This window comes from Pandoraea sp. PE-S2T-3, assembly GCF_002179965.1.
In the GTDB taxonomy this organism is placed as follows: domain Bacteria; phylum Pseudomonadota; class Gammaproteobacteria; order Burkholderiales; family Burkholderiaceae; genus Pandoraea.
This window is the reverse complement of record NZ_NGUQ01000014.1, coordinates 293,833-308,177: the sequence shown is the minus strand read 5'-3', so window position 1 is coordinate 308,177 and position 14,345 is coordinate 293,833. Positions and strand designations below refer to the sequence as shown.

The 14,345-nt window shown below is 65.2% G+C and carries 7 protein-coding genes; 2 read left to right on the top strand and 5 right to left on the bottom strand.

The genetic code is table 11. From position 1 onward, the window contains the following. Positions 1 to 164: 164 nt before the first annotated feature. From tldD to CDV46_RS11055, 3 genes are read right to left on the bottom strand one after another with little or no spacing between them, the layout of a single operon-like run. Positions 165 to 1,625, bottom strand: coding sequence for a metalloprotease TldD (tldD, locus tag CDV46_RS11065; protein ID WP_087691328.1), 1,461 nt, complete (start codon positions 1,623 to 1,625; stop codon positions 165 to 167). A gap of 53 nt (positions 1,626 to 1,678) precedes the next feature. Then, complete coding sequence (locus tag CDV46_RS11060; protein WP_087722538.1) at positions 1,679 to 2,599, bottom strand: carbon-nitrogen hydrolase family protein; 921 nt, start codon at positions 2,597 to 2,599, stop codon at positions 1,679 to 1,681. Between the two features lie 32 nt (positions 2,600 to 2,631). Beyond that, on the bottom strand, positions 2,632 to 6,963 hold the full coding sequence (locus CDV46_RS11055) for a YhdP family phospholipid transporter (RefSeq protein WP_087722537.1): 4,332 nt from the start codon (positions 6,961 to 6,963) through the stop codon (positions 2,632 to 2,634). 403 nt (positions 6,964 to 7,366) lie between these two features. Here CDV46_RS11055 and glnE point away from each other — a divergent pair, with 403 nt between their 5' ends. Next, positions 7,367 to 10,165: a bifunctional [glutamate--ammonia ligase]-adenylyl-L-tyrosine phosphorylase/[glutamate--ammonia-ligase] adenylyltransferase gene (gene glnE, locus CDV46_RS11050; protein ID WP_441339329.1), complete on the top strand. Its 2,799-nt coding sequence runs from the start codon at positions 7,367 to 7,369 to the stop codon at positions 10,163 to 10,165. A gap of 104 nt (positions 10,166 to 10,269) precedes the next feature. Here the strand turns inward: glnE and recN are convergent, their stop codons facing one another. Further along, positions 10,270 to 11,934: a DNA repair protein RecN gene (gene recN, locus CDV46_RS11045; RefSeq protein ID WP_087691332.1), complete on the bottom strand. Its 1,665-nt coding sequence runs from the start codon at positions 11,932 to 11,934 to the stop codon at positions 10,270 to 10,272. 196 nt (positions 11,935 to 12,130) lie between these two features. Further along, positions 12,131 to 13,075 (bottom strand): NAD kinase, encoded by a 945-nt coding sequence (locus CDV46_RS11040; RefSeq protein ID WP_058375871.1) that lies wholly within the window; start codon positions 13,073 to 13,075, stop codon positions 12,131 to 12,133. Between the two features lie 93 nt (positions 13,076 to 13,168). Here CDV46_RS11040 and hrcA point away from each other — a divergent pair, with 93 nt between their 5' ends. Then, the gene (gene hrcA / locus CDV46_RS11035; RefSeq protein ID WP_058375870.1) at positions 13,169 to 14,200 is read left to right on the top strand and encodes a heat-inducible transcriptional repressor HrcA; all 1,032 of its coding nucleotides are present in this window, start codon (positions 13,169 to 13,171) and stop codon (positions 14,198 to 14,200) included. Positions 14,201 to 14,345 lie beyond the last annotated feature (145 nt).

The window sequence follows — 14,345 nt, the reverse complement described above, 5'->3', positions numbered from 1 at the left end:
GTCAAATGCGTTGTTAAAGCATGATATTTCGAATTCTCGCAAAAACGCCCGGTTTGAGCCGGGCGCTTTGCTAAGCTTCACGCATTTTTTGCAGTGCGCCATCTTTTCCGTGACATTCGGCCAACAGAAGCGATGATGCGCTGTGGTGCGGGCCTAATGACAGGTTAAGCCGTGCCGCCGACCGTCATGTTTTCCATGCGCAGCGTCGGCTGGCCGACACCGACCGGCACGCTTTGGCCTTCCTTGCCGCACACGCCCACGCCCGAATCCAGCGCCATGTCGTTGCCGATCATGGTCACGTCCTTGAGCGATTCCGGACCGTTGCCGATCAGCGTGGCGCCCTTGACCGGATACGTGATCTTGCCGTCTTCGATCATGTACGCCTCGGACATCGAGAACACGAACTTGCCGTTGGTGATGTCGACCTGACCGCCGCCGAAGTTCACCGCATACAAGCCGTGCTTGACCGAGGCGATGATTTCCGCCGGGTCTTTGTCACCGCCGAGCATGTACGTGTTCGTCATGCGCGGCATCGGCAGGGCGGCGTACGATTCGCGGCGGCCGTTGCCGGTCACCGGCATCTTCATCAGGCGGGCGTTCAGGCTGTCTTGCATATAGCCCTTGAGAATGCCGTCTTCGATGAGCGTCGTGCACTGCGTGGGGTTGCCTTCGTCGTCGATATTGAGCGAGCCGCGGCGGTTCGACAGCGTGCCGTCATCCACCACTGTCACGCCTTTGGCCGCGACGCGCTCACCGAGGCGTCCCGAGAATGCCGACGAGCCCTTGCGGTTGAAGTCGCCTTCGAGACCGTGGCCGATGGCTTCGTGCAGCAGCACGCCGGGCCAGCCCGGTCCAAGCACCACGGTCATCGCACCGGCCGGGGCCGGGCGGGCGTCGAGCTTGACGATGGCGCCGTCGACGGCTTCCTTGACGTACTTGGCGAGCAGATCGTCGGTGAAGTAGCCGTAGTCGAGACGGGCACCGCCGCCGCTGTTGCCGATTTCACGCTTGCCATTCGATTCGACGATGACCGTGACCGACACGCGCACCAGCGGGCGCACATCGGCGGCGATCACGCCGTCGCTGCGGGCCACCAGCACCACATCGTATTCACCGGCCAGACCGGCCATCACCTGCGAGACGCGCGGGTCGCTGGCGCGTGCCAGCTTTTCGATGCGCTCCAGTAGGGCGATCTTGCCGTTCGCGTCGAGCGAGGCGAGCGGATCGGACGGCAGATACAGCGCGCGCCCCGTGACGTTCGAGAGCTTGCTGCCCACCTTCACGCGGCCACGGCCTGCCGTGGCGATGCTGCGCGTGGCGGCGGCGGCTTCCTTCAGCGCGATCTCGGAGATGTCGTCCGAGTAGGCAAATGCCGTGCGGTCGCCCACGATGGCGCGCACACCGACGCCCTGATCGATCGAGAACGAGCCGGATTTGACGATGCCTTCCTCAAGGCTCCACGCCTCGCTGCGCGTGTACTGGAAGTACAGATCGGCGTAGTCCACGCGATGCGTGAAGATGTCGCCGAGCGCGCGTTGCAGGTGGGTTTCGTCGAGGCCGTACGGGGTGAGCAGCAGCTCACGGGCGGTGGCCAGGTTCTGAATGCCGGGTTCGATGATTTTCATGCGGTGTCAGGCCAAGGAAATATGTTCGGAATATGGGGACGGAAGACGCAATGTCAACCTTGCGCGCGGGCAGGCGTGGCGGGCGCAGGCGCCGGGGCGTCGTGGGCATCGCCGATGGCGCCCAGCACGCGGTGTCGCAACGCCGGCAGGCTCTGGCGAACGGCCGCGAGCCGCGCCGGATCGATGTCGCCGACGACCACGCCGGCGCCGTCGTCTTCACGCTGGGCGACGATATCGCCCCACGGATCGATCAGCATCGAATGCCCCCAGGTGCGCCGCCCGTTTTCGTGGACGCCGCCCTGCGCGGACGCCAGCACGTAGCATTGGTTTTCGATGGCACGCGCGCGGAGCAGCAACTCCCAGTGCGCGCGCCCTGTGGTGTAGGTGAAAGCGGCGGGTACGACCATGAGCGTACAGTCGCCCATGGCCCGGTACAACTCGGGAAAACGCAGGTCGTAGCAGACCGACAGGCCGACGCGGCCAAACGGCGCTTCAAACGTGCGTACGGTTTCACCGGGGCGAATGGTACGCGCTTCGTCATAGGCTTCTTCGCCTTTGACGAAATTGAACAGGTGAATCTTGTCGTAACGCGCGGCGGGGGAGCCATCCGGGCCGTAGACGAGCGTCGTGTTGAGCACGCGGTCGGCTTCCGGGGCGGCCAGCGGCATCGTGCCGCCGATCAGCCAGACGCCGTTGCGACGTGCCGTTTCCGCCAGAAAGTCCTGAATCGGACCGTGGCCGGGTTGTTCACGCAGGGAGAGTTTGTCGGTGTCGCGCTGGCCCATGTAGCAAAAGTACTCGGGCAGCAGCACCAGTTGCGCGCCGGCGTCAGCCGCTTCGGCGACCCAGCGTCCGGCGTCCGCGAGATTGCGTGCGACGTCGGGGGCGCTGACCATCTGTACTGCGGCCACGCGTGCCGGCGCGTTGGAAGCGTTCGGCGTGGCGCGGGTGGCTGAACTATCGGGGCTCGTCATGAAGTCGCTGAAAAGACGCTCGCAAAGCCGGCTCAGTTGCCGTGCAGCCCGTTGGGCGTGGCGGTGTTCTGGGCTTCGGGCCGGGATTCCGGGGATGGATCGATCTTACTCTGATTGCCGCTCGCCTGTCCGATGATGGGGTTGTCCCACGAACCGGTCACGTGATACGTCGTCGAGAGCGTACGCGAGAGCTGTTCGCCGAGCGCCAATTGCGCGAAGAAGGAGCCGATACCCAGTGCCGGGTTGATGATCGCCCAAGCCAGCGAAGCCGACGCCGCATTGATCTTCGGCAGCACGAGCACGTTCAGGTCCTGCGTCTCGCGCGCCAGATCCGTATGCCCGTCGATGCGAATCGTGGCCGCATTCGCATGAATCGTCAGGTCGTCGGTCGTCGCCACGCCGCCTTGCATCGTCGCGTTGCCGTCGATGTTGTCGAACGGCAGGCCGCTGCCGACCACACTGTTGAAGTCGAACGTGAGGATCTTGGCGAGTGTCTGCACGGAAAGAATACCCAGCAACTTCGCGAGCCCCGGGTCGGCCTTCAGAATCTGACCGCGCTTGAGTTCAACCTTCACCTTTCCGCCGAGCGTCGGGTAGTCGATGGCATCGGGGCCGCCGCGCCAGCCGAAACGGCCCGACACCGTGCCCGAGCCATCCTTGAGCGTCTTGGGCAGGCCCAGCCGGTCGAGCAGCGCGCCGGCATTCTTCACATCGAGATTGAAGTCGAGGACCGTGCGGCGCGGGATATCGTCGTCCGAGCCAGCGGCTGTGGCGGCGGCTGCGCGCCGGCGCGACGTGCGCCAGTTGCCCGTCACGTCCAGTGTGGCGGCGCTGTTGCTCAACTCCAGCTTGGTGAGTTGCCAGACCGGTACGCCATCTTCCAGATCGTTATGCGCATTGAGTTGCAGGCGTCCCAACGGCTTGTCGCGCAGCACGAAATCGTTGGCCACCACATCGATCGCGGGGAATTCGTCGCTGGGCTCGTCGAGCACTTGCGTGAGCACGTCGTCGCCGTGTTCTTCCTTGGGAATCACCAGCTTGGCGAGCCGCGCGCGGATCGCGCCCGACGGGTTCTTCGCGTCCGGCGCGCGCCATTCGGCGAAACCCGAGACCAGATCCGAGGCCAGACTCACTTGCCAGTCGCGGTCATTGCGTTGCGCGCCCAGCACCAGCTCCGGCCACAGACGCGACATCAGCCGCACTTGTTTCGCGTGCAACGCCAGTCGCGTCGGCAGGTACGGCGTGAGCGCACCGAATTCCTCGCGGGCGGCGGCGGCCGTCTCGGCGGGCGAGGGCGGCGTGCCTTGCGTGCCCGGCGTGGCGGCATCGGTGGAGAGCGACGCGATCACGCTGCGCCACGCATCCACGTCGAGCGTGTCGAACTGCGCCGTGGCCTGCACGCCTTCACGCGGTGCGGGCACTGGCTGATTGATGCCAATGCCGCCGCGCAGCACCTCAACGCGGTTGCCGTTACGCTGCTGCACGTAATTGCCTTGCACGCTGCCGATGGCGAAATCGAGCGTATCGATGCGGCGTCCTCCGGCGTTCGGCTGCGGACGTAGCGAGAAGCGCGCGGGCAACGACACGTCGGCGCTCTTGCCCAGCGGCGCAGGCAGATTCACCGCGAGGCCGGCGAGCGAGGATTGCACGGCGACCTCCGTCATGCCCTGACGCACGGTGACCACCGCCGTGTAGGGCGTGGCACCCGTCATGCGCTTTGCCAACTGGGCCAGCGAAGCATTTTCGCGGTTCTCGCGCAGACCTTGCGCGCTCATCGTGCCGGCGACGTTCAGGGCGATGGTGCCGTCGTCGCGGCTGCCGCCCGACGCGCGCACATCGCCGCCAAGGAACGTGCCGCGCAGGTTATCGAGCGAAATACCGCGTTCCGTGAAGGCCAGTTCGCCGTCGACCGCGCCGAACGTCGGCAGTCCGTTCAGCAAGGCGATGTCATTGCGCAGGAAGCGCGCCCGCCCGGTCACCTTCGAGCGGTCCGTGTGTTCGAGCGGCATCGAGAGTTGGAGGGCGAGCTGTGCGGTGCCGTTCGCGCGCGTTTCGTCGGTGAAATCGCCGATCCAGTGCCCGACCGGGCTCGAATTGATGTACTTCACGAAGTCCGCTGCCGGGCCCCGCGCATCGCCCTTGAGGACGAGCGTCGAATCCTCTTGCCCGATCTTGTCGATATCGCCGATCACCTGCGTGAGCGTGACCCCATGGATCGAGCCGGTGTCGATGGCGATATGCAGCTTGTCGGCATCGAAACGCAGATTGCCGCGCACCTTCTCGAACGCCGGCCAGACTTCCGTATGTCCCGGGCGCAGCGGCGACGGATTGAACGTCACGTCGACCAGCGGAATGTCGATGCGGAACTTGCCGTGCCCCTTATCGAACGGGAAGAATTCCAGATCGCCTTGCACGGCGAACGGCGCGTTTTGCACCGTGCCGGCGATGAGCGCGCGTTGCAGGTAGTCGCGCACGGCGGCACCGATATCGGTGGGCAGATAGCGCGGCACCGCATTCGCATTGGCGCGCGTGATCGTGCCTTTCAGATCGACGATGCCGTTGTCGCGGCCTCCGTTCTGCCATGTGCCGCTCACGTCGCCTGCGAGTTCCGCGTTTTGCAGATGCAGCGCGTCCACACGCACGTGTATCTCGGCGGGGGCATCGCGTTTCGTGACCGGATGCGAGACGCGCCAACTGGTGCGCGCCGTGAGCGTGTCGAGGGCGATACGGGGCTGATCGAAGCGGCCCGGGAAATCGAGCACCGAACCCTTCGAATTCAGCGTGAGGCTGCCGCGCGACTGATCGGCGTCGACGTGGCCGCTCAGGTGCGAGAAACCGGGGCGTCCGGCATTCGGGCCGCCAGCGCGGGCCGGCGGGTTCGGATTGGGCAGGCTATCGATGCCCGCGTCTTCGAAGTCGGCGACCACCCGGTAGCGATCGCGTTCCGGCGGGAGTTGCCGGATACCCGGCAGATCGCGCCAGTTGGTGCTGCCGTGGGGCTTGGGTGCCTGATAGCTCAGGTCGAAGTTCGCAAGGCGGCCGCGCGGCTGGAAGCTCGTGAGCTGGTCGCGGGTCGTTTTGTCGATCGGGAGTGCGGGCACCAGCGCCATGGCGGCACCGATATCGAAGCGTTGACCGGCCAGCGTGACATGCAGGCCGCGGTCGGCCGTGGTCGGGGCGTAGCTGCCGCGCATGTCGGGGACATCGAGCGTCGGGCGGCCGGCCGCCTGCAACGTGAGGCCGCGCACGCGCCAGTTCCAGCCGCTGTCCGCCTGCGGCCCGATGCGGGTGATGTCGATCCGGCCCTGCGTCGCATCGAACGACAGGGGCGGCAGGTCGTCGGCGAGCTGTGCCGACGTGTTTTCCCCGGCGGCACGCAGCGTGGCGCCCGTGATGGCGCCGTTGTCGAAGTTCACCCACGCGCGCGCAGCGAGCCGGCCGCGCGTGTCGCGAGCGTCGTGTTCGCCTGGCAGGTCGACGTGTTGGGCGAGGGCGGCGAGATCGATGGTGCCGATGTCGGCGTAGATCTCACCGCGCCAGCGCTTGAGTTCGCCGGGGCGGGCGAAGAGCGGGGTCGTGAAGCGTGCGCGAACGTCGAGCGGGGCGACCATGCCGGCGGGCGGCGTGGCCTGCATGCCGAAGCGATGTTCCAACCCGCGATTGCGCAACATTGCGTTCGCGTTGGTGATGACGGTTTCGGGTACGTCGCGGGTGGCGTCGCGCCAGCGCACCGTGCCGCCGCGAATGATCACGCGTGCCTGACGCATGAGCCAGTCGGTCGCCTGCGTGTCCGAGTCGCTGCCGTTGCCGGAAACCGGCATGCCGGCGACGAGAATCGAGCCGTCGGCGAGGCGCTCGACGCTGAGATCCGGCTGATAGAGCGTCAGACTCGAGAGGCGCAGGTCGAGGTGGATCAGGCTCGTCCACGACAGCACCGCGTCGAGGCGATGGAGCGTGAGGCCGGGCTCCACGGGCGGTGGCGCGCCGGGCGGTGCGTAGGTTTGTGCGGTGGCTTTCGCACCGTTGCGGGGCTTGGCGGGGGCTGCTGCGGGCGCGCGCGCGTGCAGGATGCGCACGTCTTCGAGCGTCAGATAGGGGTGCCAACCGCGCCAGACGGCGTCGATGCGGCCGATCGAGACGGGTAAACCGAGCGCGCGCGACGCGGCCGCCTCGATTTGAGGGCGGTAGTCCGACACACGGGGGAGGATCACGTACCGGGTCGCCAGCACGACGGCGCCAAGTCCGAAATACACGACCACGATGAGCGCCAGCAGCCATTCCAGGCCCAGGCGCATGCCACGCGGCAGTGACGAGAACCAGGACCGGGTCGCAGTGGGCGAGGCAGGCGGCTTACGGTCGGTCATGCTGCTCGTCTACGAGGGAATGTGGTAGTTTCTGTGGCAAAGACTGTAACACAAGCCCATGGCCGTTCGACGGGCGGACCGTCGCACAAAGAGACAGGTATTCCGCCGTTTAATTTCACGCGGGTAAGCCGGCGAAAGCTCGCGTAAGTGCGTGAAAGTTCACCGCGCGGTATCCACAAGGTGCTGCAAAGGGTGTCCGACGCCCCGGTACGAGCGCGTTTCGACATGCGGCCGCATGCCCGCAAAGCCTCGCTGCGCGGGGCTCGCCGTCCGGCTGGGGGTGTGTTTCTGTCTTGCCGACAGACATCGTGTGTCTCCATTCTCATTGCTGACCGGAACCCCGCCAGTGAGTTCACCCGAAATTCAGACTGACATCCAGACTTACTCCCGTTATGCCGCGCGCATGCTGGCGAGCCGCCCTGCGCTGGCCGAAGCGTTGCCTGCGTTGAGTGAGCATCCCGTCGACGCGCGCTGGCTGGCGCGGCGTTTCGAAGCCATTGCGGGCGTGACGCTCACACCGCCCGACCAGCCGTCCGGCGTGAGCGGCATCGACGAAGCCGGGTTGACGCGGGCGCTTCGCGTGTTGCGCGTCGAAGCCTTGTGCGCCGTGATGCAGCGCGACCTCGATGGGCGCGCCGAGTTGGCCGAAGTGACCGGCGCCATGACCGCGCTGGCCGAATTCGCCGTGCAGGCAGGCATCGCCGTGCTGTCGCGCGAGTTGGAAGCGATCCACGGCGTGCCGCGCAATACTGAAGGCGAGCCCCAGACGCTGGGCGTGGTCGGCATGGGCAAGCTGGGCGGGCGCGAGTTGAATGTCTCGTCCGACATCGACCTGATCTTCCTTTATGAAGACGACGGCGACACCACGGCGCCCGATGGCGGCACCACCACCGGGCTGCGGCTGCTGTCCAATCATGAATTTTTCACCAAGCTCGGCCGCAAGCTGATCGGGCTGATTTCGGAACTGACGCCGGACGGTTATGTATTCCGGGTAGATATGCGGCTGCGTCCGAACGGCGATTCGGGACCGCTCGTGTGCAGTCTGCCGATGCTCGAAGAGTATTTCTACGTGCAGGGCCGCGAGTGGGAGCGCTACGCGTGGATCAAGGGCCGTCTCGTTTCCGAAGTGGCGAGCGAGCCGGGCAAGCGAATCGAGCGGCTGCTGTCGGCATTGGTGCAGCCCTTCGTGTTTCGTCGCTATCTCGATTACGGCGTGATCGGGGCCATTCGCGCGTTGCACGAACAGATTCGCCATGAGGCCGAACGCCGCGCGCGCGCCAAGCCCGCACGCATCAACGACATCAAGCTGGGGCGCGGCGGTATTCGCGAAGTCGAATTCTCGGCGCAGGTTTTCCAGTTGATTCGCGGCGGGCAGGAGCCGGAGTTGCGGGTGCGCCCGACGCTGGCGGTGCTCGGTGTTGCCGCCCGGCGTGGGTGGCTGGCGCAGAGCGTGGCCGATGCGCTGGCGAATGCGTATCTCTTCCTGCGCAAGCTTGAGCACCGTATTCAGTATCTCGACGACGCGCAGACCCACATCCTGCCCACGCCCGGAGACGACCGTCTCGCGGTGGCGAGGGCGATGGGTTTTCCCGACGAGGCGGCGTTCATGACCGTGCTCGACGAGCATCGCGAGTTTGTCGCGGCGCAGTTCGACGAGATATTTGCCGACAAGGCCGGCGCCAACGCTCAGAAGGGCGGTTCGGCAGGCGAGGGCGATTGCGAGTGTCCGCCTGAGTTGTGGAGCGAGTGTCTCGCGGATGAAGCGCAGACCGGCGACTTGGGCAACCAACTGACGAAGTTGGGTTTCAGCGATGCCGAAGGCGCGCTGGATCGCTTGCGCGCCGTGTGGACATCGTCGCGATACAAGGCGCTCAACGAGACCAGCCGGCGGCGCTTCGATCAACTGGTGCAGCGTGCCGTCGAAGGCGCCTCGGGCACGAAAGAAGCCGACGCCGTGTTGGGACGGATGCTGGACCTGCTCTCGACCATCAGCCGTCGCAGTTCCTATCTGGCGTTGCTGACCGAGTATCCGCGTGCGCTTGAGCGCGTGGTCAAGGTGCTGGCGGGTTCGCGGTGGGCGGCGGGTTATCTCATCAGCCATCCGCAGTTGCTGGATGAATTGCTCGACGACGAGGCACTGGCGGCACCGTTCGACTGGCCGTCATTCAAGACACAGTTGTTGCTGAGTCTGAATGCGTCGGGCGCGGTGGGCAATGTCGAAGTGCAGATGGATATCTTGCGGCGTGCGCATCATGCCGAAGTGTTCCGCATTCTGTTGCTCGATTTGCAGGGCACCTTGTCGGTGGAGGCGATTGGCGACCGGTTGTCCGAGTTGGCCGATGTGATCGTCGACGTGACGATTGCGACCGTATGGCCGCACGTGGCGACGCGTCACCGCGAAGTGCCTCGTTTCTCCGTGATTGCGTACGGCAAGCTGGGTGGCAAGGAGTTGGGTTACGCGTCCGATCTCGATCTGATTTTCCTGTACGACGACGATGACGATCGCGCACCGGATGCATACGCGGCACTGGCGCGGCGCTTCGTGACGTGGCTGACCACGCACACGGGCGCGGGCATGTTGTTCGATGTGGACTTGCGGCTGCGCCCCAATGGGTTGTCGGGGCTGTTGGTGACCAACATCGAGAGCTTCCGCCAGTATCAGTTCCGAGAGGGGAATGCGAACACCGCGTGGGTCTGGGAGCATCAGGCGCTGACGCGGGCGAGGTTCTGTGCGGGCGACGATGCGATTGGCGCGACGTTCGAGGACATTCGCAAGCAAGTATTGGCGACACCGCGCGAGGCACTGCCGCTGGCACAAGAGATTGTGGCGATGCGCCGCAAGGTGTTGGAGGGGCATCCGAACCCGACGCAGCTATTCGATCTGAAGCACGACCGTGGCGGCATGGTGGACATCGAGTTCACCGTGCAGTATCTGGTCTTGCTGCACTCCGGCGCCCATCCGGCCTTGTTGCGTAACGCGGGCAACATCGCGTTGCTGCGCGAGGCGGCACAGTTGGGGCTGATCGATGCGAAGTTGGCAGACGATGCCGCAGCGGCTTACCGGACGTATCGAAAGCGCCAGCACAAACTGCGGCTGGACGGCGTGGAGGCAGCGCGAGTCCCGGCGGTCGATATCGAGACCGAGCGCAGTGCCGTCATGGCGTTGTGGGATTCGGTGTTCGCGGACGCCGGGCCGGTTTAATGGCGGCGCAGGTGTGAGTTGAACGACAGTGGTGGGAAAGACGCCGGGCGAGCCCCGGCGTTTTTCATTAGGGCGGGGGCACAGCGAGGGCGAGGGGGCTTGGACTAAAGCGCCAGCATCTCCCGGGCGTGCTTGCGGGTCGTCGCGGTGATTTCAACGCCCCCGAGCATGCGCGCGATTTCTTCGACGCGTTCCGTGCGATTGAGCGGTTCGATTTCGCTCATGGTGGAATCGCCATCGCTGCGTTTCTTCACGCGCAGGTGTTGATGGCCGAGCGCGGCGACTTGAGGCAGGTGGGTGACGCAGAGCACTTGGCGGCCTTGGCCGAGTTCGCGCAGCAGGCGTCCGACCACCTCGGCGACGGCGCCACCGATCCCCGAATCCACTTCGTCGAAGATCAGCGTGGGCGTGAGGCTTGCGCTGCTGGCGATGACTTGCAGCGCGAGGCTGATACGCGCCAGTTCGCCGCCTGAAGCGACTTTCGCGAGCGGTCGCGTCGGCACACCGGGGTGACCGGCCACGAGAAACTCCACCGTCTCCAGCCCGAACGATTGCGGCTCGGCGGCGAGGGTGATGGCCACATCGAAGCGTCCACCGGGCATCGACAGGTCTTGCATCGCGCGGGTGACTTCGCGCGACAGCGAGGCGGCGGCTTTCGCACGGGCTTTCGACAGCGCTTTGGCAAGTTCGAGATAAGCCGCGTGCGCCGCGTCGGTGGCGGCCTGCATCGCCGCCGTGTCTTGCGACGCCGTCAGTTCTTCCAGTTGCGCACGGCGCGCCGCGTGTTCGGCGGGCAAGTTCTCAGGCGTCACGCGGAACTTGCGCGCTGCCGAATGCAGTGCGTCGAGACGTTGCTCCACGACAGCCAGTCGTTCCGGATCGAGATCGATGCGCTGCGCGTAGTGCGAAAGCGAATGCACCGCTTCGCGCAGTTGAATCTCGGCGGGTTCCAGTGCGGCGAGCGCGTCGGCGAGCCCCGTGTCGATTTCTGCCAGTTCGCGAATCTGATGCACCACGTGCCCGAGCGACGGGACGATGGCCCCGTCCGCTTCGGCCAGCGCATCGAGCGCGCTCTGCACGCCGTTGATCAGGCTCGCGGCGTGAGAGAGGCGGCGATGTTCCGCGTTTACCTCATCCCATTCCCCTTCCTGCGGGCCGAGCTTGTCCAGTTCGGCCGTCTGCCATTCCAGACGTTCGCGTTCCAGTTGCAGTTCGCGATCGCGGCCCTGTGCTTCTTCACAGCGCTTGACCAGACGGCGCCATTCCTTATGTGCCGCTGCCGTATCGGCCGCGAGCCCCGTGGCACCCGCGTGCGAGTCCAGCAGGCGGCGCTGCGCGTCAGGGCGGAGCAATTGCTGGTGCGCGTGCTGGCCGTGAATGTCCACCAGCATCTCGCCGAGTTCGCGCAATTGCGTGAGCGTCGCGGGCGTGCCGTTGATGAACGCGCGCGAACGCCCGGTCGTATCCAGCACGCGGCGCAACAGCACGCCGCCGTGTTCTTCCAGCGTGAGCGCTTGCGCTTGCAGCCACGCTTCCAGATCCGGGCGCGCTTCGGCATCCGCCGCAAATTCTGCCGTGATGTCCGCACGCGTCTGGCCCGTGCGCACCATGCTGGCGTCGCCTCGCTCGCCCATGGCCAGCGCGAGGGCATCGATCAGAATCGACTTGCCTGCGCCGGTCTCGCCGGAGAACACCGTAAAGCCGGCGGAGAATTCCAGATCGAGACGATCGACGATCACAAAATCGCGAATCGAGAGACTGCGTAGCATGGGGTATCGGGTGCCTGACGTTCGGACACCGGCCCGGCGGGCCAGCGGGAAGCGTCAATGATAAGGGGACTTTGCGACGAACGGGAGGGCTGGTGTTGGGTCGGTGTTGGGTAGGTGTTGGGCTGGCGCTTATGCGGGCCTGCGCTCGGTACGCATAAAAACACACGCCACCGGGTAAGGTGGCGTGTAGGCAGAATCAGTTTTGCGGCGCGTCTTCGTCCGAGATATGTTCGTTCCAGTGCAGCTTGCGGCGCAGCGTCGCGTAATAGTTGTAGCCGACCGGATGCAGGAACGTCACCTGATGCTCCGAGCGGCTCACGAGAATCTTGTCGCCCTGACGTAGTTCCGCAAACGACTGCATGTCGAAATTCGCGCCGACTTCGCGTCCGCCCGTGATCGTGATCACGATGTCGCTGGAGTCCGGCAGCACGATCGGACGGTTCGACAGCGCGTGCGGCGCAATCGGCACCAGCACCACACCGCCGAGACGCGGGTGAAGGATCGGGCCCGACGCCGACAGCGCGTAAGCCGTCGAGCCGGTCGGCGTGGCGACGATCAGGCCGTCCGAGCGCTGCTTGTACATGAAGCGCCCGTCCACATCCACGCGCAGTTCCACCATGCCCGAGATGCCCGAGCGGTTCACCACGACGTCGTTGAACGCGAGCGTCTCGAAAAGCGTCTGCCCGTCGCGGTCGATGCGTGCGGCGAGCAGCGTGCGCTGCTCCGCTTCGAAATGACCTTCGAGCATCGCCGGCACCACCTGACGCATATCGTCGAGCGGAATATCCGTGATGAAACCCACGCGCCCGTGGTTCACGCCGATCAGCGGCACCCCTGAGGCGGCCAGTTGACGGCCGACGCCGAGCATCGTCCCGTCGCCACCCACGACGACGGCGACATCGGTCTGCGTGCCGATCTCCTGAATATCGAGCGTGCCGTACGGGTCGGCACCGGCGCCGATGTTATGCGCCGTATCGCGCTCGAAGACGACGTGATGCCCGCGCTGGGCAATGCATGCCGCGAGCGTGAGCAACGGTTCGGCAACGCCGTCGGCATGGTACTTCCCGACGAGCGCTACGGTCTTGAAAGGGCTCCCTGTTTTCATGCCGCCATTACACCATAAGTCGATGACAGCAACCATCGCGTATGCCGCGCAAAGTCAGGCTGTGCCATTGTGCCGACACGCCTGCGCGCCAAACGCCGCGTGCGTACGTTTCGCGTTACAATTTTTGCCATGCTAGATCAACGTGCGCAGACTCTCCTCAAAACCCTGATCGAACGGTACATCGCCGATGGCCAACCGGTCGGTTCGCGCACGCTTTCCCGTTATTCAGGCCTCGATCTCTCTCCGGCGACCATCCGCAACGTGATGGCCGACCTTGAGGCGCTGGGCTTCGTCGCCAGCCCCCATACGTCTGCCGGTCGAATCCCCACGCCGCGCGCCTACCGCCTCTTCGTCGACACCATGCTCTCCGTGAGCCCGCTCGAAGACGCCGTGCATCGCCTCGCGTCGCAGGTGCAAAATCGCCTGCAACCGGCCGGACCGCAGCAACTGGTGGCGTCTGCCGCGCAGGTGCTGTCCAACCTGTCGCAGTTCGCGGGCGTGGTGCTGACCCCGCGACGCAGTCAGGTTTTCCGCCAGATCGAATTCCTGCGATTGTCTGAAAAACGCGTGCTGCTCATCATCGTCACCCCCGACGGCGACGTGCAGAACCGCATCATCCTCACCGAAAAAGACTACTCGCCCGCCCAACTGGTCGAAGCCGGCAACTATCTGAACGCCCATTTCGGCGGTCACAGCTTCGACGATGTGCGCGCTTACTTGCGCGGCGAGCTCGATGCACTGCGTTCCGACATGAGTGCGCTGATGCAGGCGGCGGTCGATGCCGGCAGTGACGCCATGGCCGATACCACGCGCGAAGAGAGCGTGCTGATCTCGGGCGAGCGTAACTTGCTCGGTGTCGAAGACTTGTCGTCCAGCATGGAACGGCTGCGCAAGCTGTTCGACGTGTTCGAGTCGAAGACCGGCCTGCTGCAACTGCTCGACGTATCGAGCCGCGCACAGGGCGTGCAGATCTTCATCGGCGGCGAGTCGAGTCTGGTGCCCATCGAAGAGATGACCGTCGTGACCGCGCCGTACGAAGTGGACGGTGAAGTGGTCGGTACGCTGGGCGTGATCGGCCCGACACGCATGGCCTACGAGCGCGTGATTCCCATCGTCGATATCACGGCCAAGCTGCTCTCGAACGCGCTCAGCCAGCATTGAGCCCGAGGGGCCCGCGAGATTCCGGTGCCAGCCTGTCTATTGCCGTGTCTTCACCTGTATTCACCTGTCGTACCGCCGAATTCGCGTTACAACCCCGTAGCATTCATTTACACGCTGTCACAAGCGGCAGGCTTACGCTCAAGGT